Source organism: Ruegeria sp. AWH4_226 (assembly GCF_056159225.1).
Window position 1 is genome coordinate 624,849 of the sequence record NZ_JBSWUU010000001.1, and the last position, 20,480, is coordinate 645,328.

A 20,480-nucleotide genomic window follows, 5' to 3' on the forward strand; every position below is an offset into this window, starting at 1 on the left:
GTATGACAGACGCAGCGCTCCACGTTCCCAGTTTTCTAACAGCCACGCTTGGTATCGCGATTTATCTGATCGGGGCTGAGATCAACGCTCGGGTCGCGGTGCTGCGTCAGTTCAATATTCCTGAACCCGTGACGGGCGGATTGCTGGCGTCGTTTACCTTGCTGTTTCTTTATCTCGTTACGGGAATAGAGCTGACATTTGACCTGGCTTCACGAGATTTCCTGCTGATCGTGTTTTTTGCAGGGATCGGCCTGAACGCCCGGCTGTCTGATTTGATAGCGGGCGGTAAGCCTCTGTTTCTGCTGCTTATCCTGACGTTGATCACAATCGTTTCCCAGAACGCCATCGGAGCGGTTGGTGCAGTTACGTTCGGATTTCCAGCGCAGGCAGGTGTTTTGTTCGGCTCAGCTGCTTTGATTGGCGGGCACGGGACAGCCATTGCCTGGGCACCCGAGGTAGGTGCAGTGACCGGGCTTGAGGGCGTAACCGAATTGGGCGTGGCCGTGGCAACCCTAGGTCTTGTGCTTGCGGCACTGGTCGGTGGGCCGATTGCACGCCTGTTGGTCGAAGGTAAAAACCTAACCCCTGATCGACCGGACGAAGAGCACACGGTTGGGTTGCCGGATGATGGGGACGGGGCCGACACCAAGATCGATCACCTGACGATCATGCGCGTTCTGCTGCACGTGAATCTTGCGATCATCTTTGGATATCTGCTGAACGAAGTTATCGAAGCAACCGGGCTTAGGCTGCCTTTGTTCGTTCCTTGTCTCATTATGGGGATCGTTATCGCGAACATCCGGACCGCACTTGCGCCAAACGCTCCGCCAGTTTCACGAACGCCTTCGCTGGCGCTGATTTCAGAGTTCTCGCTGGGCGCGTTTCTGGCCATGTCGCTGATGAGTTTGCAGCTGTGGACCATTGCCGAGCTTGGTCTTGCCATCGTGGTGATCATGGGCGCGCAAACGCTGTTTACCATTGTTTTTGTGATTTGGGTGCTGTTCCCCGTTATGGGCAGTAATTACCGTGCCGCGGTGCTGTCTGCGGGGTTTGGTGGTTTTGCCTTGGGCGCTACTCCGACTGCGATCGCCAATATGACCGCAGTCACCAAACGATATGGACCGTCTCCTATTGCCTTTATCGTGCTGCCCCTTGTATCCGCGTTCTTTGTGGACATCGCCAATGCAATCGTTATTCAAACGATCGTTAATTTCTAAGGACCGAAAATGCCCGACCTGTTGATCGAACTGTCTTCCGAGGAAATCCCCGCCCGCATGCAGACCCGTGCCGGCGAGGATCTGAAAAAGCGGATCACCGATGGTTTGGTCGAGGCTGGATTGACCTATGCCGGGGCTGCCGCGATGACGACGCCGCGCCGCCTGACCTTGGCGGTTGAGGGGCTGCTGGCAGAAAGCCCCACCACCCGCGAAGAACGCAAAGGCCCCAAGGTTGGCGCACCCGACAAGGCCATCGAAGGGTTCTTGCGCGGCGCAGGCGTGACACGCGATCAGTTGGAAGAGCGTGATACACCCAAAGGTGCCGTCTATTTCGCGACCATCGAAAAACCCGGTCGTCCGGCGGCTGAGATCGTGGCAGAAGTGCTTGAGGCGACCATTCGCAACTTCCCTTGGCCCAAGTCGATGCGCTGGGGCAGTGGCCCGCTACGCTGGGTGCGACCGCTGCAGGCGATCCTCTGTATCCTGTCTGATGAGGCGGGCGCGCAGGTCGTGCCGTTGGAGGTCGAAGGGATCAAAGCGGGTGATATCACCGCAGGTCACCGTTTCATGGCGCCTGATCGTTTTGTTGTGACCTCGTTTGACGACTACGCCGCCAAGCTGAAACGCGCATTTGTGGTGCTGAATCCCGCCGACCGGGCCGAGCACATTTGGAACGACGCGCAGAACATGGCTTTTGCTGCCGGTCTGGAAGTAGTCGAGGACAAAGGTCTGCTGGCCGAGGTCGCCGGTCTGGTCGAATGGCCCGTCGTTCTGATGGGACAGATCGACGACGAATTCCTTGAGTTACCGCCCGAGGTGCTGCAGACCTCGATGAAAGAGCACCAGAAATTCTTTTCGGTTCGCAATCCGAAGTCCGGCCGGATTGAGCAGTTCATCACCGTCGCCAACCGCGAAACCGCTGACAATGGGGCGACCATTCTGGCGGGGAACCAAAAGGTTTTGTCGGCGCGTCTGGCCGATGCAAAATTCTTCTGGGAAAACGACCTGCGCGTCGCCAAATCGGATATCACCCAATGGACCCGTGCGCTGGAGAATGTGACCTTCCACAACAAGCTGGGCACACAGGCCGAACGAATCAACCGTATCGCTGCTCTGGCCCGCGAACTAGCCCCTGTGACAGGAGCGGACGCGGATCAGGCCGAGAAAGCCGCGCGTTTGGCCAAGGCTGATCTGAGCTCCGAGATGGTCTATGAATTCCCCGAACTTCAGGGACTTATGGGCCGCTATTACATCGAAGCCGCAGGCGAAGACGCCGCCGTTGCCGCTGTGGCGCAGGAACATTACTCGCCGCTGGGTCCGTCAGACGACGTGCCGACCGCGCCGCTCTCGGTGACCGTGGCACTGGCCGACAAGCTGGACACGCTGACCGGGTTCTGGGCGATTGATGAGAAGCCGACCGGATCAAAAGACCCGTTTGCCCTGCGCCGCGCGGCTTTGGGGGTAATTCGTCTGATCCTTGATAACGACCTCCGTCTAAAACTGGATCGTTTCTTTGATAGCCAGTTGGTCCGCGCAGAAAGCGCTCTCAACGATGCTTTGCCAGAATCAAATGTTGAGCACCTGTTGGAGGAAATTGCAGATCACGGCGTTTTTGGTGCTGCTTTCCATACCGTCAAGGAAAAGCTTGATGAATCCCCCGCAGCGGCCTTTCTTGAGCTTGAGAAAAAGGTCCCGGATGCATCTGATGACTTGCTCTCTTTCTTCCACGACCGTCTCAAAACCTTCCTCCGCGACGAGGGCATTCGCCACGACATCATTGATGCCTGCATCGCGATGGAGGGGAATGACGACCTTAACTTGCTGGTCAAACGCGCCCGCGCGCTGAATGCGGTGATTGTGACCGAGGATGGGGAAAACCTCGTGCAGGGGTTCAAGCGCGCCAACAATATCCTGACGCAGGCCGAGGAAAACGACGGGGTCGAATACTCCTACGGTGCGGATGTGAAATTCGCCGAGACCGACAGTGAAAAAGCGCTGTTTGCCGCCTTGGAACAGGCGCAAGGCGAAATCGAGCCCGCCCTGAAGGCCGAAGATTTCCCAAAGGCGATGGCGACGATGGCTGCGCTGCGCGGTCCGGTTGATGCGTTCTTTGACGAGGTTCAGGTAAACACCGACAACGATATCCTGCGCCGCAACCGTTTGAACCTGCTTAGCCAAATCCGTCAGGTATGTTCCAGCGTTGCGGACCTCAGCAAGATCGAGGGCTGATCCAGAACGCCCTTGCGCCAATGGAGCAAGGGCTTATGCTGCAGTTTAACTAAAAGGTGCTGCAGTGCAGAATAATCCGCATACCACTCTGATCACGACCGAAGCGCCCGTATCCGCCAGCACACATGGCGGACGGGCGAAATGTCTGCAACGTTTGGTTCGGCTGGATCTACCGGTACCGCGGACTGTCGCGCTGTCCTTTGACGCGGTGCGCCGGATTGCAGAGGGTCATGTACCCGACGTCACGGCAATTCTCGATCAGTTCGACGAAACGACACTGCTATGTGTTCGACCTAGCTCCGAAGATCCCGATTGGGGCGGGCCGGGGGCGATCCTGAATATCGGTATGAATGACGCGCGCTATTCAGAGCTGTCCAAGACGATAGGGGCCGAGGCTGCGGCTGCGCTGTATCTGCGCTTTGTCCAAAGCTATGCGGTTCATGTTGCCCGGCTGGATGCTGACGTTTTTGATGACATTGACGCAGATGGTCGCGAGGGGCTGCGCATGTCCCTGCGCGCCTATGAAGACGAAACCGACGAATCCTTTCCCATGGAACGCGGAGAGCAGCTGATCGCCGTTCTGCGGTCCATGGCACGGGCATGGGGAGGCACGTCTGCTCGTTTGCTGCGCCAAGCCAAAGGCGCTCCGGCGGATGCAGGCCTTGGACTCGTCATTCAAGAAATGATCCCCGGCGTCGGACACGGTGAGTGTGGCTCGGGTGTCTTACAACTTGTTGATCCTACAACAGGTATGCCGCAGGTAACCGGACGGTACCTGAGCCAAAGCCAGGGCCGCGATGCGTTAGGGGCCGATGTCGCGGCTTTCTATCTGGCAAAGGACCCGCGTGGGAAGTCGCTGGAAGAGGTCGCGCCCGAAGCGTTTGCGGAACTCAAGGCCCATGCAGCGTTGATGCGCGCCAAGCTGCGCGAAGAAATGCAGGTGGAATTCGTCATCGAGGACGGGGATTTGCATATTCTGGACGGTGTGCGGGTTCAGCGTAGCGCGCGGGCGGCGATGCGAATTGCCGTTCGGTTGGCGGAAGATGGGATCATTCCACCGCAAGAGGCGGTTATGCGGGTCGATCCGCACTCACTTAACGAAATGCTGCACCGGCAGGTTCACCCAGAGGCACGCAGGGACGTTTTGACAACGGGTATTGCCGCCAGTCCGGGGGCTGCGACGGGCAAGCTTGTCTTCACCGCCGCCGAGGCCCAGGCCAGTGCCGCGCGGGGAGAACCCTGTGTTCTTGTGCGTCGGGAAACGTCGCCCGAGGATGTGCGTGGAATGCATGCCGCTGTGGCGGTTCTGACTGAAAAAGGTGGCATGACCAGCCATGCAGCCGTGATCGGGCGCGGTTTGGGTCTGCCTTGCATCGTTGGCGCGTCCGAGATGCGGTTCCAGACCAGAAAGAACCTGCTGACTGCACCGGATGGGCGTGTCTTTACAACAGGTGATACGCTGACAATTGATGGAACTTCGGGGCAGGTCCTGGCTGGGCAGCCAGCCATGTTAGAGGCTGCGCTGGACGATTGTTTTCAGACACTTATGGCGTGGGCCGATAAAGAGCGCGACATTGATATCAGGGCTAATGCCGATACTCCGGCTGATGCGCAGACAGCGCGGAACTTTATGGCGCAGGGGATCGGCCTGTGCAGAACAGAGCATATGTTTTTCGATCCCGGTCGTTTGATCGTGATGCGCGAAATGATCTTTGCGCAAACCTCATCCGGGCGGGCTGCTGTGCTGGAGCGGCTTTTGCCGATGCAGCGAGAGGATTTCGTGCAACTGTTCCGGATTATGGAAGGCCAGCCGGTCTGTATCCGGCTGTTTGACCCTCCACTACACGAATTCCTTCCGACCACTCGCAGCGGCCAACGCGAGCTGGCAGAGGCATTGGACCTGCCGGTCTCTGATGTCGAACGGCGTGTTGCTGCGATGACTGAGTACAATCCGATGCTGGGTCTGCGCGGTGTGCGGCTTGGCGTGACAGTGCCCGAAATCTACGACATGCAAGCCCGCGCAATCTTTGAGGCCACGCTTGAGGCCAGCAAGGATGGCGCGCCCGTGGTGCCCGAAGTGATGATTCCGCTGGTTTCGGCCAAGCGCGAAGTCGAATTGGTCAAATCCCGCATCGACTCGGTCGCGGCAGCGGTCGAGAGCGAGCAAGGTAAGGAGTTCGAGTATCGCCTTGGCGTCATGGTGGAAACGCCGCGCGCCTGTTTGCGGGCGAATGAAATCGCGCCGCAGGTTTCTTTTTTGAGTTTCGGTACCAACGACCTGACGCAGATGACATATGGTCTGTCACGCGACGACGCAGGGCGGTTCATGTCCGCCTATGTCCGACAGGGCGTTTTTGTCGAGGACCCTTTTCATGTGCTTGACTCGGATGGGGTAGGGGAATTGCTGAAACTCGGCGCTGAGCGTGGACGACAGGCTCAGCCGAATGTTACGCTGTCTGTATGTGGTGAACATGGCGGAAACCCCGAATCAATCGCTGTTTGCCGCGAACTGGGGTTTGACTATGTGTCCTGTTCGCCGTTCCGGGTGCCTGTCGCTCGGCTGGCTTCCGCTCAACTGGCGATTTCGTCCAGACTTGGGGGTTGACAGGGTCGTGAAGCCCTAGAAATAGTGGTGTTCACGTAACCTCGTGATGGAATTATTTTTCCTCACGGGCGATTTTTCACTTGCTTTTTGCTCGGAACTGGACGTCTGCGCCAGACTGCGCTACATGGCACGTCGCGCCCGCCGGGGGAGGGTACGGCGCGATATGTGCCTGTGCGAGGTTATCTGATGCTACGCTACATACTGGCTGCTGCCACGATGGCAGCAACCATGCTGCCGAGTGTGTCTTTCGCTGAACGCGAAGCCACCGATACTGCCAAGCGCGAGCTTGTTTCCCGGACCGAAGTCCCGGGACAAAATACGCGTGACTATCTGAAACTTTTCAAGCCGCGAAAGCAGCTTGAGACAAAGAACGTGTCCTATTCTAAGGCGTGGCTGGATCAACAGCCCAAAGCAACCGGAGACGAACACTTTAAATGCCTGGCCGAAGCGCTCTACTTTGAAGCGCGTGGCGAAAGTGTTCGCGGTCAGTTCGCCGTTGCAGAAGTGATCCTGAACCGCGTTGAAAGTGGCCGTTTTCCGGACTCTGTCTGCGGCGTGATCAATCAGGGGACCGGCAAGAAATACCAATGCCAGTTCACCTATACCTGCGATGGCCGCAAGGAAGTGATCCGCGAAAAGAAAGCGTATGAGCGCGTGGCCAAGGTTGCGCGAGCGGCAATCGACGGCATCGCCAAAGAGCTGACCGAAGGGGCCACACACTACCACACAACCGCAGTACGTCCGTCATGGGCGAGGGTTTACAAAGAAACTGCGCGGATTGGTGTGCATATTTTCTATCGCCATAACTTCAGAACTGCGAGCAACTGATTCACACTTGGGCGCAGTGTTCAATGTGAGTGTACCGGCCATGTGGCCGGTGCGCGGTTTAGTATAGCGAATTGACCTTGGTGGCCGTCAGGACGCCGCATTCATAGACTGGAATGGCGCTTGCTGCGATGCTATACGCCCGCGCATCGTCTAATTTGGGCGCAATAGTCAACCAAGCGCGAAAAGGTCCGTCGCATGAGTTCTGAAATCCGTCTTGCCTTTGCGCACCCCTCAGAGCGGTCCGAGGCGACTGCGACGCGCGGCCCGCTGGATCGAATTTCGCTTCGCGATCATATCGTCGAGGTTGAGATCGGCGCCTTTCAGGCCGAACGCGGCACGACTCAGCGGATCTGCTTTAATATCGTGGTCGAGGTGCGCCCGCTGACGGACCCAATCGACGATGATGTCGACCGCATCCTGTCTTATGACCGTGTGACCGAAGCGATTGCGCATGAATTGGCTGCTGAACGACTCAACTTGCTGGAGACACTGGCTGAGCGTGTTGCCGAACGAATTTTACTTGAGCCACAGGCCGTAAGAGCCTTTGTTCGAATAGAAAAGCTGGATCGTGGTCCGGGGGCATTGGGTGTGGAAATCGTTCGCGGTAAAGACGCGCTGCACCATGATGTTGTCGAAGAAGAACGCCCCCATCCACGCCTTGTTTTCCTGTCGAACGAAGCGATCGCTTCTACCAACCTGACCGGATGGGTTGACCAGTTGGAAAATCGACAACGCCCGTTGATCCTGTGCGTCGGTGCATCTGACCTTGCGGTGCCGCAAACCGGGCATGCGATGACGCAGCGCAGGATTGATCTGTTGGCGATCGAGCAAAACGCGTGGGTTTTGGCCGCACGGGACCACCGTTGCGTGGTGGTATCCACTCGGACCGAGCTGGATTGGGCGATGAAAAACGGACAGATCTGCGTTTGGGCGCCGTCCAAGATTGTCCTCGACGCCGTTGATGGTCCGTCTGCCGCTCCGTCAGACGCTGTTGCGTTAGCGGCATGGTTCGCGGCCACGTTCGAGGCGAGTGAGATGTTGGTGATCGGCGGTGCATTGCCGAACGCGCCCAAAACGCCACTTCGTGCCATACCGCTGGATCAGGCGCAATTGTGACTGTTTACTACAGACCCCTGGTGCAACACGGGCCGACCCGCCCGGCTGGCGCGGTTCCTCTTGCGGGGCAGCCCCTTTGGTTCACGCATGCCGAAAAGCTATCCCGAACCGAAGCCGTGACGATTGTCACCGCGCAGGATGTTCCTCACGAAGCGTTGGATCGGTTAACCCGTCCACGGGCGGACATTGCCGATCTGTCAATGAGTCAGCCGCAGATTATGGGCATCCTCAATACGACGCCCGACAGTTTTTCGGATGGTGGGCTGCATAACTCTGTCGAAGGAGCTTTGTCGGCCGCTGAACAAATGGTGGCACATGGCGCGACCATACTGGACATCGGTGGCGAATCGACCCGACCGGGCGCGTCATTTGTACCCGAGGGTGAGGAAATCGCACGCACCCAACCCGTGATCGAAGCCATTCGCGCAAACACAACAGCACTTATCTCTATTGACACGCGCAAGGCTAACGTTGCGCGGATCGCCTGGGATACGGGCGCAGGGCTGATCAACGACGTGTCTGGTTTTACCTTTGATGCACAGCTTGCGCCGTTTTGCGCTGAGGTCGACGCGCCCGTTTGTGTGATGCACATGCAGGGTGACCCATCCACAATGCAGGAAGACCCTCAGTATGATGACGTGTTACTGGATGTTTACGATTTCCTTGCAGGACAAGTCTCCAAGCTAGAGCAGTTGGGATTGACCCGCGACAGGATCGTGGTTGATCCGGGTATAGGGTTTGGTAAGACGCTGGATCACAATCTGACCCTTCTGCGAAACCTAAGCCTGTTTCATGGGTTGGGCTGTCCAGTCCTGCTTGGGGTGTCGCGCAAGGGTTTCATTGGGCAAATCGGGCAAGAGCCACGCAAACACGCCCGTGGGCCGGGATCCATAGCTGTGGCATTGTCCGGTATATCGCAAGGCGCGCAAATCATACGGGTTCATGACGTGGTTGAGACCGCTCAGGCCTTGCGTCTGTGGGCCGCCGTCCGGTAATCCCATTACAGGCAAGAAATGAACGGAGTAACACGATGCGCAAGCTGTTCGGAACCGATGGGGTGCGGGGCACCGCGAATACCCATCCGATTACGGCCGAAATGGCCCTGCGCATCGGGGCGGCCGTGGGGCGGTATTTCCGCCGGGATCAATCAGTCGAGCATCGGGTTGTGATCGGGAAGGATACGCGTTTGTCGGGCTATATGCTGGAAAATGCGTTGACGGCGGGTTTAACCTCGACTGGTATGAACGTGCTGCTGTTGGGTCCGGTGCCTACGCCGGCTGTGGGGCTGATGACCCGCTCGATGCGCGCTGATTTGGGTGTCATGATCTCGGCCAGCCATAACCCAGCTGAAGATAACGGCATCAAGTTCTTTGGCCCAGATGGGTACAAGCTTTCCGACCAGGCAGAGTTGGAGATCGAGCGCCTGATCGAAACCGGTGTGAAGCCAGCCCAAGCGCAGAACATTGGCCGTGCGCGACGGGTGGACGACGCGCGGTTCCGGTATGGTGAGCGGGTGAAATCCTCATTGTCTCGCGATGTTCGTTTGGACGGGTTGAAGGTGGTGATCGATTGCGCCAATGGCGCCGCTCACCGCACCGCGCCCGAGGTTTTGTGGGAGCTGGGGGCCGAGGTCATTCCGGTCGGCGTGGTGCCGAATGGTAAAAACATCAATCTGAATTGTGGTTCGACCAATCCACAGCTCGCGGCAGAGACGGTTGTGGCACACGGCGCGGATGTGGGCATTTGCCTTGACGGCGATGCTGACCGCGTTGTGGTGATTGATGAAAATGGGCAGGTGGCGGACGGGGATCAATTGATGGCGCTGCTGGCCACCAGTTGGTCCGCGGCAGATCGTTTGGAAGGCGGAGCGCTGGTTGCGACGGTCATGTCGAATCTTGGGCTGGAGCGTCACCTTGCGACGCATGGGTTGCGGCTGGAACGGACGGCTGTTGGCGACAGATATGTCGTTGAAAGGATGCGGGAAGGCGGGTTCAATCTGGGCGGTGAACAATCGGGCCACATCGTTATGAGCGATTATGCCACGACTGGTGATGGCCTTATGGCTGGCCTGCACTTCTTGGCCGAAATGGTGCATACGGGTCGCAAAGCCTCGGAACTGGCAATTCAATTCGAAACCGTTCCGCAACTGCTGAAAAACGTACGCTATCAAGACGGACAAACCCCACTGGACGCAACCAGTGTCAAAGCCGCAATCGCTGATGCCGAGGCGCGCCTGAACGGGCAGGGCCGTTTGCTGATACGCAAGTCAGGGACGGAGCCGTTGATCCGTGTGATGGCAGAATGCGAGGACGACTCGCTGCTGACGCAGGTCGTTGATGGAATTGTGGCCGAGGTTGAAGCCGTCGCTGGTTAGCGCCCAAACAACATCTTGCGCAGACTGAACCACTGGCTGATGGCCAGCCCAGTCAGGATCATTGCCAGTGCAATGAAGAACCGCAAGGGCAAAGCCTCGGACAGGATCCACGCGCCGAAGACCATTGACCAGATCGGCACCTGATAGTTGACCAAGGTCAGAAATACGGACCCGGCGCTGCGAATGATGGATACGCGCAAGAGGGTCGCAAACGCTGTCGGTACAAGACCCAGCGCAATGATTGCAAGGCCAGGGCGCGTGCCTTCCCAACGCGGGAGACCTTCGGTCAGCAGCATAATCGGTAGCAAGAGCGTCGCGCCCACAACCAGCGACAGCGCCGCCAGAACCACGGGATCAATCGGCGGGCAGCGCCGCGTGAATATCGATGCGCAGGAGTAACACAACGCCGCGCCGATACAGGCCAATTGCGCCAACGGCTCTGCACCTTGACCAATTTGCGCCAGACCCGGGCCGATCAACACCAGCGCACCGCAGAAGCCGAGCGAGACGCCAACGAACCGCCGGAGGTTCAGGGGTTCGTCAGAAAAGAAATGCGCCAATGGCAGAACCATCAAAGGGATCGCTGCCATCGACAGGCCAGCAAAAGCCGAGGCCACGTATTGCTGACCCCAGCTCAGCAGCAAAAAGGGCAGTGCGGTCGACAGCACACCGATGATTGCAATGTACCTCCAAAGCTGTGCTTGGCCGGTAGGCATTGTGCGCCCGGTCAGCACCATCATCGCAAGCAATGTCAACGCTCCTAAAGTCGTACGCGCGGTGGCAACGGTTACCGGCCCGTACCCTTCAAGCGCCATGGTAACGACCATGAAAGTGCCGCCCCAGATAAGGCCAAGGGCGATGACACCACTCCAGTCGCGCGATGTGGGTTGATCAACCATATGTGTGCTGACCTCGTTATTCTTCGTCTTGGTGAACACGTAAACCGAACATTTACAATAAGTTGCTGCGTGTTATTGACAAAAAAGGGCGGCCGGTAGGGCCGCCCTGACGCAAGGCTTTATGTGCCTTAGTTCTTTTCCTGATCCACCAGTTTACCGGCGGAAATCCACGGCATCATAGCGCGCAGTTTCCGGCCAACTTCTTCGATCTGGTGCTCGTCATTCAGACGACGGGTGCCTTTGAAGAAAGGTTGACCAACTTGGTTTTCCTGCATGAAGTCACGCACGAATTTGCCGGTTTGGATGTCGGACAGGATGGCCTTCATCTCTTTCTTGGTCTGCTCATAGGGCAGAACGCGCGGACCCGAAACATACTCGCCGTATTCAGCGGTGTTCGAGATCGAGTAGTTCATGTTCGCGATGCCGCCTTCGTAGATCAGATCGACGATCAGCTTCACCTCGTGCAGACACTCAAAATAGGCCATCTCAGGCGCATAGCCGGCCTCGACCAGAGTTTCAAAGCCGCAGCGAATCAACTCGACCAAGCCACCGCACAGAACGGCCTGTTCGCCGAAAAGATCGGTTTCACATTCTTCGCGGAAGTTGGTTTCGATGACGCCCGAACGACCGCCGCCGATGGCTGAACAATACGAAAGCCCGATTTCCAGCGCTTTGCCGGTCGCATCAGTATTGACGGCCACGAGGCAAGGGACGCCGCCGCCTTTGACATATTCACCGCGTACGGTGTGGCCTGGGCCTTTTGGGGCCATCATGATGACGTCGACGCCTTCTTTCGGCTCAATCAGGCCAAAGTGGACGTTCAGGCCGTGAGCGAACGCGATGGCTGCACCGGGTTTGATGTTGTCATGCACGTATTTCTTGTAGGTCTCTGCCTGCAGTTCGTCGGGCATGGTGAACATGATGACATCGCACCAGGCTGCGGCTTCGGCGATGCCCATAACTTGGAGGCCTTCCGCTTCGGCTTTCTTGGCAGAGGCAGAGCCTTCGCGCAGCGCAACAACCAGGTTCTTCGCACCCGAGTCACGCAGGTTCAGCGCGTGGGCGTGACCCTGCGAGCCATAGCCCAGGATAGCTACTTTCTTGTCTTTGATCAGGTTGATGTCGCAATCGCGATCATAGTAGACGCGCATGTATCCGGTCCTTTCTGTTACGGTTGCTGTGCTTGTAGTAGGGCGTGGTTTTGTTGGCGAGTGCTTTACAGCCGACTTTTTGCGAATTAGAGGAAAAGTTATTCGCCGAAATGTATTAAGACGTGATTATCATGCTAGACGACATGGATCGACGTATCCTGCGCCACCTTCAAGCCGAGCCGACGCTGTCTATGGCCGAGTTGGCCGAGCGGTGCGGTGTAAGTCAGGGTATCTGCTGGCGACGGGTTGAAAAGATGCAGGCCGCTGGCGTCATCCAGGGGCAACAGGTGGTGATAGATTGGACCGCGTTGGGCTATGCGGTTGAGGTTTCGCTGCGCATAACGTTGGACAAAACGCAGCCTCGGGCCTTTGATGAATTCACAGCGGCCGCCCGTAAAGTTTCGGAAGTGATTGAAATACAGACTTTTCTGGGGCGTGTTGATGTGCGCCTGTCGGTTCTTGCGCGCGATATGACCGATTATCAGCGACTCTACCGCGACCGTATCCTGACTCTGCCGCATATCGCTGATATTGAGGCGTTGATGCACATTGCACGCGTCAAGCGCAACGAGGTTTTGCCGGTATGATCGATCTTGATGAAACCGACCGCCAAATCCTGCGTGCGCTGGTTCAGGACGCTACGCTAAGCGCGGGGGCGCTGGGGCGCAAACTTGGCTTGTCTCAACCCGCAACTTGGCGGCGCATCCGCAGGTTAGAGACGGCAGGGGTCATCAAAGGGCGTCGCTTGCGCTTGAATGCCGAAGCGTTGGGATTCGGCGTAACCGTATTTCTGGGGGTAAAGCTGGCCCGCAAGGGGCAAGTCAGTCTTGAGGATTTTGAGCGAGCTGTGAGCGCCATCCCCGAGGTGCAAACAGTTGAGCACGTTCTGGGTCTTTATGACTATCGCCTGAGGGTCGTCGCGCGAGACCTGTCCGATTTCGAACGAGTATTGCGGCGACGTATCATGACCTTGCCGGGGGCAGGGGATGTTGAAGCCAACGTATTGCTCAGCGAAGAGCGGCTGCCCGGCCCAATTGGCTGAACGACGTCAGTACTTGGTTCGGATGCAAAAACCGGGGTGATGAGTTTCGCGGGCGAATGTCATTGGAACCCCGTCTTTCCAAATTGTTCTCTCTAGCTGAATCATGGATGTGCCCGTGGTCGTACCCATGAATTCTGCCAGCCTGCCATCTGCTGAGATTGCGCAAAATGAAATCTCGGCCTCGGTGAAAGGCGCAACGTTCAGCAACCATTCGTGCGGACCTTGAGAGGTCAGATCGGCATGTTCAACATCGGGGACGGTTTCGATATTGATCCAGCGTTCTTCCAGTTGAAAAGGACGGTTGTCCGCATAGTGCATGCAGATTACATGCAACACACGCGCGTCGGGCGAAACGCAGAGCTGAGAGGCCAGCCAGCCGGGGCTGGGGACCACGCTGCGCTCGACAAGCGCATATCGATAGGTCGAATTTTGCTTTTCAACAGCCTGACGAGCCAATGAGAATTCGACTTTCGCATGCTTGCTGGGTTCCTTTTTGACCCGCGTGCCGCTTTTGCGTTTACGCTCAACAATTCCCTGATCGGCAAGCTCTCGAAGGGCGCGATTCACGGTCGCTCGTGCGCAATGGAATTCTTCGGCCAATTGCGTTTCCGTGGGAAGCAAAGATCCCTGTGGCCAAATCCGGCTTTCAATTCGCCGTTTAACTTCGTCTCTTACAAACTGAAAACTGGTCCGCTTATGAGCAGTCACGGGCAACAATACCTTTCTTCTACAAAGTGTATGTATCTGTTCAGAAACACCTCTGGGTGTAAAGGGGTGGTGACACTATTTGGCGTCAAGTCACCGTGTGATTTGCGCTTTCGAAGGTTAATTTTCTATTGCGACGGGCGGTTCCGTAACGTCAATTGCGGCCGGGATGCCGGGGCTTTACCATTCGGAAAAATGGCTCCAGAAATCCTGTTACGCAGTTTGAAAGGACACAGCATGCCCGCACTTTTGGAAGAAATTGATCCGAACGGTCTAGAAGAGTTCTCGGTAGTTTTCACAGATCGGTCGTTGAACCACATGTCGACCCGGTTTCAGACCGTCATGCGAGACATTTCAGAGATGCTGCGTGATGTATACAAGGCTGATGGCGTGGCTGTGGTTCCGGGGGGCGGGACCTTTGGGATGGAGGCAGTGGCCCGGCAGTTTGCGCGCAACGCGAATGTTCTTGTCGTTCGCAACGGGTGGTTTTCCTATCGTTGGAGTCAGATCATCGAGTCTGCGACGCTGACTGCATCTGCGACGGTTCTTAAGGCTCGGCAGACCGGGAACTCTAGCCCGTCACCTTTTGCACCTGCCCCGATTGACGAAGTGGTTTCAACAATTCGTGAAAAGCGGCCGGATGTCGTTTTCGCTCCGCATGTTGAGACATCTGCGGGCCTTATTCTACCCGATGAATATATAACGGCCACGGCCACAGCGGCGCATGAGGTCGGTGCCCTCATGGTCCTGGATTGCATCGCCTCGGGCTGCGCGTGGGTTGATATGAAATCCACCGGGGTTGATGTGCTGATCTCGGCCCCACAGAAGGGGTGGAGCGCATCGCCCTGTGCCGGGCTGGTCATGTTGTCTGAACGGGCCGAGGCAAGACTGTATGAAACGACCTCGGACAGCTTTGCCGTTGATCTGAAGAAATGGCGGCAGATCATGCAGGCCTATGAAAGCGGAGGGCACGCTTATCACGCCACAATGCCGACCGATGCGTTGCAGGCGTTCCGTGATACGATGGTCGAAACCCGTGACTACGGCTTTGAAAAGTTGCGCGATGCGCAGTGGGCGCTTGGGAATGGCGTTCGGGCTTTGCTGAAAGAGAAAGGTGTTGTTTCGGTTGCGGCTGACGGTTTCGGGGCGCCGGGCGTCGTGGTCAGCTACACCTCGGATCCCGAGGTTCAGAACGGCAAGAAATTTGCCGCCCTTGGCATGCAGATCGCGGCAGGCGTACCGTTGCAATGTGATGAGCCTGATGATTTCAGCACATTCCGCCTTGGCTTGTTCGGCTTGGACAAACTTTATGACGTCGACGGCACAATCGCGCGGCTCAGGCGTGTTCTGGATCAGGTTCTGTGATCTCGGGCCTCAGCGTACGCCAAGGCCCATCTGCATCAGTGTTTTGCGCACGGGCGGTAGCGAATAAAGCGCATTCAACCCCATAGCGCGTACATCGCGGAGCGGTCGCGCCTCCATCATTGAGGCGCGGTTCAGCAAATCGATGCCCTTGACGCGCACTTCAATCTCGGTGTGCCGGGCCTTGTGATAGGCGTCCAGCATTTGCGCGTCACCCAGGCCCTCCGGCCGGGCTTGGGCAAGGTCCAGAAGGCTGCGTAAGTCACCCAATGACATGTTAAGACCCTGAGCGCCGATTGGCGGAACGACATGGGCGGCTTCGGCCATCAGGGCTATCCGTTCGCCAGACAGCCGTTCTGCCGATTGGCTGATGATCGGCCAGATTGTCCGGCGCGACGCCAGTTTTAGCGGCCCCAACACCCTACATGAGCGTTCGGTCATCAACGCCTCGAATTCTTCGGGGTCAGCGTTCAGCAGTTCTATGGCCCGTGGACCACGTTCCATCCAGACAATCGCAGACGACGGCTGACCCTGCCAATCTGGCAAGGGAACCAAAGTGAAAGGCCCGCCCGAACGGTGAATCTCGGTCGAGATATTCTGGTGGCGGTTGGGATGTGTCACCGCGAAGGCCAATGCCTTTTGACCGTAGCGTGTGGTATGGACGTTGATTCCGGCCGCCTCTCGCATGGGTGACGCGCGCCCGTCGGCGGCCACGACCAGCTTGCAGCGAATTCGACTACCATCGCTGAGGCTTACCCGCGCCTCAGCAGTGCGGGTAAATAGGCCGTTGGTGCCGGTGCCGGGCCGAAAATCGACGTTAGGCAATTCGGCCAAGCGCGCCACCATCTCGCGCCGCAGTAGCCAGTTGGGCAGGTTCCACCCAAACGGCTGGTCCGAGATATCAGAGGCGTTGAAGTCCCTTATGATGCGGGGTTCTGGCACGTCTCCGCCTGCATCGACGATCCGCATGATTTGCAGGGGCGATGCGTGGTCAGCCAGACGTTGCCACAGTCCACATTGTTCCAACAATCCCCGTGCCGGTTGCAGAAAAGCCGTGGTGCGCAGGTCTGACCCGTCCACGTCGCGCTCCGTAACTGGCGGGGCAGGGTCGACGCACACAACGTCGAACCCGGCAGTTCCAAACGCCGCCGCAGCAGTCAGTCCGGCGATTCCTCCGCCGGAAATCAGGATGTCACAGCTGTCTTTCATGGCCTTGGTCTCCGAGTGGTTGAGCAGAACCTAGTTCGGTTCCAAGGCCGGTGCCAAGTGACATCCTGTCCCGTCCGTCAGCCGCGTGATACCAGAATGAGAAGAAGGAAAATCAGCGGCACCATCATCACAGCCGGGATGTAAAGGCCAGGCAGACCAAAGATCAGGGTCGAACACCCCCACATGCTGACAAGCGCAGCGGCGGTATAGCCCCAATCCTCGGGCTTGCCATATGCAGCATCACGGGCAATCCAACCAAACAGTGGGATTGAAAATATAACTCGCTGCCAAATGGGCAGGCGCCGAGGCATCTCGATCGCGCTCATGGTTTCTCCGATTCTGTTCGTCGCTGCTGGGCATATATGGATGATATTGCACCGGCAGAACGTGCAGATCGTCGCAGTGTGACAGCCTATCGCAGACGCGCCAAAAACGCAGTTAAATCATCGGTGTGGTGGTGGATGTGGTCGGCCTCATGAGGCTCGGGCGCGACGTGTACCGTGCGCATTCCCATCGCGTGCGGTGCAGCCAGATTCCGGGGGTCATCTTCGAACATGGCCGCTTGTTCTGTATCGATCCCATCCTGTGCAAAAATCGCCTCAAACGCGGCTTTTTCGGGCTTCGGGCGATAGCCTGCATGCTCGACGCCGTAGATTGCATCGAACAGCCCGTCAAGACCACGCGCCTCAAGCACCCGTTCGGCGTAGGGCGCGCTGCCATTTGTGTAAACGATGCGGCGGCCGGGCAGAGACCGGATGTGGTCGGCCAGTTCGACGTCGGGATCAAGGTGGCTCATATCCACCTGATGAACCGCGTGAAGATAGGGGTCAGGGTCCAGATCATGCTCGGCCATCAGACCGGCCAGCGTTGTGCCGTATTGCCGCCAATAGTGCGAGCGCAGACGGTCCGCCTCGGCGCGCTCAACGCCGATGGCCTGCACGACGTAATCCGTCATCAGTACCTCGATCTGGTCGAACAGGCGCATATGCGGTGGGTAGAGTGTATTGTCGAGGTCGAACACCCATTGGGTGACGTGAGAAAAAGCAGGTTTAACCATGGTTTGGGTTTAGGGCGCTGCGGCCCGGTTTTCAATGCTGCACTTGATCCGCAGGGCAAGTGACGGATAGACATATCCGAACGAGGAGACGAACCACCCCATGACCCAATCCAGACAACCGTCCAAAGACGCCTATCGTCTTATTCTCGAAGCGATAGACGTTGGCGTTTACAAACCCGGCGACCGTCTGGTCGAAAGCGAGCTTGCAGAACGGTTCGGTGTCTCCCGGACCCCCATTCGCGAGGCGTTGCAGCGGCTTGAGACGCAATCGCTGCTGGAACGGGACGGTCGGTCGCTGATTGTGGCTTCACTTGACCACAACCAGATGGCCGAATTGTATGTCGTAAGACGCGAGTTGGAGGGGTTGGCCGCAAAGCTGGCGGCCAAGCATGCCACCGAAGAAGAAATCAAGGTGTTGCAGGATATGGTGGCCGCCGATGACGAGCTTGTCGGCGACCCGACGGCCTTGTCACGCGCGAACAGGCGCTTTCACGAACAGATACACCTCGCTTCGCACAACCGTTATCTGGTTCAGCAGCTTGACCTTGTGCACCGCACGATGGCGCTTATGGCCACCACATCCCTGGCCGTGCAGGGGCGCGGTGAAATCGCGCAGAGCGAACACAAAGGCATTGTCGAAGCCATCGCTGCACGCAATGAACAAGCAGCGGAGCGCGCGTTAAAGGAGCACATTTCGGTCGCGTTCATGACGCGCCTGAAACAGGATGCAGTTCAGCGCGAGACCTGATCACTGAGTTAGCATGTCTTCCTCAGTGGCTTGACCATGTTGCGTTTTGTCCCAGAAAAAAGGGTTCAGGACCAACTCCCAAAGGGCTTTGTACGCAGCCAAAACACCTAACGGGAAGTAAAGTGGCATGGTCGGCACCCAAGGCAGCAGGAACCGTCGTTCCCGGGCCGACACAGCAATGAACCCGACGGCTGCGTTGGTGATCTCGGCGATCAGGAACAAGCCCACCAATGCGCCCAGCATGGATCGTGAGAGGATCGGGTCCAGCGGGCTGGGCAAGCCAAAGCTCGTCAGCCAAAACAGCCAGAGAACCGGGGCTAGCAGGAACTGTCCAACGGTTCCAAGAAAAAAGGCCTGAACACCCAGAAACCTAAGGATACCGAGCTCCCTGAACAGTTTCAGGGGAGAGCGCATATGAACAAGATACGTCACCATGAAACCTTTCAGCCAACGTGAGCGTTGTTTTACCCACGGCCACGCGCGAAAGTTTGCCTCTTCATAAGTTGCGGTATCGACAATCTCGGTACGATAGCCTGCACGTGAGAGGCGTACACCCAGATCGGCATCCTCGGTGACATTGTGGGCATCCCAGCCGCCCAGTTCCAACAGCTTGTCGCGCCGGAAAAAGAATGTTGTGCCACCCAGTGGCACGACAAGCCCAAGCCGGGCGATGCCCTGCAGCACGACCCGAAACCAGCTATTGTATTCAATGGTAAAGCAGCGCGACCGCCAGTTGGTACGTGGATTGTAGTAGTCAAGAACACCCTGCAGGCAGACGACATCTTCATCCGCCCGCGCAAAGTGTCTCGCGACGCGTTCGATCTGGTCTGGCTGCGGTGCATCTTCGGCATCCCAGACCCCCAAAATGTCACCGCGACAGAAATCCAGAGCAAAGTTCATGGCACGAGGTTTGGTAGTCAGCCCGTTCAGTTCGGGCACTTCGACTCTCCTGATCCAACTGGGCAGGTCGACACCGGCAAGGGTGGTGCGCGTCACCTCGTCAGATTCTTCCAGTACCAGAATGACATCCAAAAGCGCTTTGGGGTATGTGAGACGTTGCAATCGTCGAATGAGCGCACCGGCGATCTCACGTTCCTTGTAGAGTGGGACCATGATGGACACACGCGGCAGTACTTGTGGCGGGCCGGATGTGACCGTATCGGAGCGGTGCATCTGCGCCTGCCATAAAAATCCGAATAGGCCCAGAAGGCGAAGACATGTGAACATGATCAAGCTGAGTACGGCTGCGGCAACCAGTACGGACAATCCGATCATCGGGTAGGCGATACAAGACGCCAATACAACGGCTAAGCCCGCTGCTGGACCGACGCGTGACTTAGGTGTCCATGAGCGGCAACTCTGGTCCAGATCAACGCGGGTTTCGGCTGCCATTGCCAATGCATCCGAGAATAACAGGGCAATGGCTCTGTCAATCTGATCGGGGGTTACAAGTACGGGCATGACGCTAAGTCCCCCTTCCTGCAACCCGCTGCGCACGTCAGGGAAAAGGTCAGCGCGTGCCGTGGCTACAAGCAGAATTGGGCCCATACGCTGCCAGGGAACGACGTTGTGCGCTAGCCAGAACTCAATCGGCTTTATCTTGCACAGATCGGGTGACGGAGGAGACCTGTCGAAATCGGCAATCTGAAGACCGGTTTGATCTGACAACGCATGGAGCACATCCTGACGGTCGACCCATCCCTTTGATACCAGAATTTCGCCTAAAGGGGATTGTTGCCAGGTTTGCAAGAACAACGCTTCGTCCAGTTGAGACTGGGTGATCAGGCCGCGGTCAATCAGGCACGCGCCTAGAGGCTTGCGGTCGCGCGCTGGTATCGGCGCCGCATGCGCGAATTGATGCAGGTTTAACTCGACCATAAAGAAACAACCCTGACGCGTATATCAAGAGACAGGGTTGTTTGATTTGGGTTAACAGCC

General features: G+C 57.4%; 18 protein-coding genes. 11 read left to right on the forward strand and 7 right to left on the reverse strand.

All coding sequences use genetic code 11. The annotated features are described in order from the left end of the window. Positions 1-2 precede the first annotated feature (2 nt). The 7 genes from gltS (at position 3) to glmM (ending at position 10,369) form a co-directional block, all read left to right on the forward strand. Complete coding sequence (gene gltS, locus ACXAET_RS03040) at positions 3-1,217, forward strand: sodium/glutamate symporter (protein WP_475180891.1); 1,215 nt, start codon at positions 3-5, stop codon at positions 1,215-1,217. Positions 1,218-1,226: 9 nt separating this feature from the next. After that, positions 1,227-3,446: a glycine--tRNA ligase subunit beta gene (glyS, locus tag ACXAET_RS03045; RefSeq protein WP_475180894.1), complete on the forward strand. Its 2,220-nt coding sequence runs from the start codon at positions 1,227-1,229 to the stop codon at positions 3,444-3,446. A gap of 64 nt (positions 3,447-3,510) precedes the next feature. Beyond that, a complete protein-coding gene (locus ACXAET_RS03050; protein WP_475180895.1) occupies positions 3,511-6,051 on the forward strand; it encodes a putative PEP-binding protein in 2,541 nt (846 codons plus the stop codon). A 186-nt stretch (positions 6,052-6,237) separates the two neighbouring features. Further along, positions 6,238-6,879, forward strand: coding sequence for a cell wall hydrolase (locus ACXAET_RS03055; RefSeq protein ID WP_475180900.1), 642 nt, complete (start codon positions 6,238-6,240; stop codon positions 6,877-6,879). Between the two features lie 195 nt (positions 6,880-7,074). Then, positions 7,075-7,995, forward strand: coding sequence for a dihydroneopterin aldolase (locus tag ACXAET_RS03060; RefSeq protein WP_475180902.1), 921 nt, complete (start codon positions 7,075-7,077; stop codon positions 7,993-7,995). Continuing rightward, positions 7,992-8,990 (forward strand): dihydropteroate synthase, encoded by a 999-nt coding sequence (gene folP / locus ACXAET_RS03065; protein WP_475180905.1) that lies wholly within the window; start codon positions 7,992-7,994, stop codon positions 8,988-8,990. Before ACXAET_RS03060 ends, folP begins: the two co-directional genes overlap by 4 nt. Positions 8,991-9,025: 35 nt before the next feature. Continuing rightward, positions 9,026-10,369, forward strand: coding sequence for a phosphoglucosamine mutase (gene glmM / locus ACXAET_RS03070; RefSeq protein ID WP_475180908.1), 1,344 nt, complete (start codon positions 9,026-9,028; stop codon positions 10,367-10,369). Here the strand turns inward: glmM and ACXAET_RS03075 are convergent. Together ACXAET_RS03075 and ilvC are read right to left on the reverse strand one after the other, a co-directional pair. Further along, the gene (locus tag ACXAET_RS03075) at positions 10,366-11,268 is read right to left on the reverse strand and encodes a DMT family transporter (protein WP_475180911.1); all 903 of its coding nucleotides are present in this window, start codon (positions 11,266-11,268) and stop codon (positions 10,366-10,368) included. The two genes, glmM and ACXAET_RS03075, sit on opposite strands and share 4 nt — an antisense overlap. Before the next feature lie 128 nt (positions 11,269-11,396). Continuing rightward, the gene (gene ilvC / locus ACXAET_RS03080; RefSeq protein WP_475180916.1) at positions 11,397-12,419 is read right to left on the reverse strand and encodes a ketol-acid reductoisomerase; all 1,023 of its coding nucleotides are present in this window, start codon (positions 12,417-12,419) and stop codon (positions 11,397-11,399) included. Positions 12,420-12,550: 131 nt separating this feature from the next. On the opposite strand from ilvC, the gene ACXAET_RS03085 reads away from it, so the two are divergent. Then, complete coding sequence (locus ACXAET_RS03085; protein WP_475180921.1) at positions 12,551-13,006, forward strand: Lrp/AsnC family transcriptional regulator; 456 nt, start codon at positions 12,551-12,553, stop codon at positions 13,004-13,006. Further along, positions 13,003-13,461, forward strand: a complete 459-nt coding sequence (locus tag ACXAET_RS03090; protein ID WP_475180923.1) for an Lrp/AsnC family transcriptional regulator — start codon at positions 13,003-13,005, stop codon at positions 13,459-13,461. The genes ACXAET_RS03085 and ACXAET_RS03090 overlap by 4 nt, the downstream gene beginning before the upstream one ends. A gap of 6 nt (positions 13,462-13,467) precedes the next feature. On the opposite strand, the gene ACXAET_RS03095 is transcribed toward ACXAET_RS03090, so the two are convergent. After that, complete coding sequence (locus ACXAET_RS03095; RefSeq protein WP_475187069.1) at positions 13,468-14,169, reverse strand: GntR family transcriptional regulator; 702 nt, start codon at positions 14,167-14,169, stop codon at positions 13,468-13,470. A 234-nt stretch (positions 14,170-14,403) separates the two neighbouring features. Here ACXAET_RS03095 and ACXAET_RS03100 point away from each other — a divergent pair, with 234 nt between their 5' ends. After that, positions 14,404-15,531: an aminotransferase class V-fold PLP-dependent enzyme gene (locus ACXAET_RS03100; RefSeq protein WP_475180928.1), complete on the forward strand. Its 1,128-nt coding sequence runs from the start codon at positions 14,404-14,406 to the stop codon at positions 15,529-15,531. 9 nt (positions 15,532-15,540) lie between these two features. On the opposite strand, the gene ACXAET_RS03105 is transcribed toward ACXAET_RS03100, so the two are convergent. The 3 genes from ACXAET_RS03105 to ACXAET_RS03115 form a co-directional block, all read right to left on the reverse strand. Beyond that, positions 15,541-16,737, reverse strand: coding sequence for a UbiH/UbiF family hydroxylase (locus tag ACXAET_RS03105; protein ID WP_475180931.1), 1,197 nt, complete (start codon positions 16,735-16,737; stop codon positions 15,541-15,543). Positions 16,738-16,814: 77 nt separating this feature from the next. Continuing rightward, complete coding sequence (locus tag ACXAET_RS03110; RefSeq protein WP_475180933.1) at positions 16,815-17,063, reverse strand: hypothetical protein; 249 nt, start codon at positions 17,061-17,063, stop codon at positions 16,815-16,817. Between the two features lie 86 nt (positions 17,064-17,149). Next, a complete protein-coding gene (locus tag ACXAET_RS03115; RefSeq protein ID WP_475180936.1) occupies positions 17,150-17,794 on the reverse strand; it encodes a pyrimidine 5'-nucleotidase in 645 nt (214 codons plus the stop codon). 100 nt (positions 17,795-17,894) lie between these two features. Here ACXAET_RS03115 and ACXAET_RS03120 point away from each other — a divergent pair, with 100 nt between their 5' ends. After that, a complete protein-coding gene (locus tag ACXAET_RS03120) occupies positions 17,895-18,542 on the forward strand; it encodes a GntR family transcriptional regulator (protein ID WP_475180938.1) in 648 nt (215 codons plus the stop codon). On the opposite strand, the gene ACXAET_RS03125 is transcribed toward ACXAET_RS03120, so the two are convergent. Then, positions 18,543-20,420, reverse strand: coding sequence for a glycosyltransferase (locus tag ACXAET_RS03125; protein WP_475180942.1), 1,878 nt, complete (start codon positions 20,418-20,420; stop codon positions 18,543-18,545). Positions 20,421-20,480: the final 60 nt, after the last annotated feature.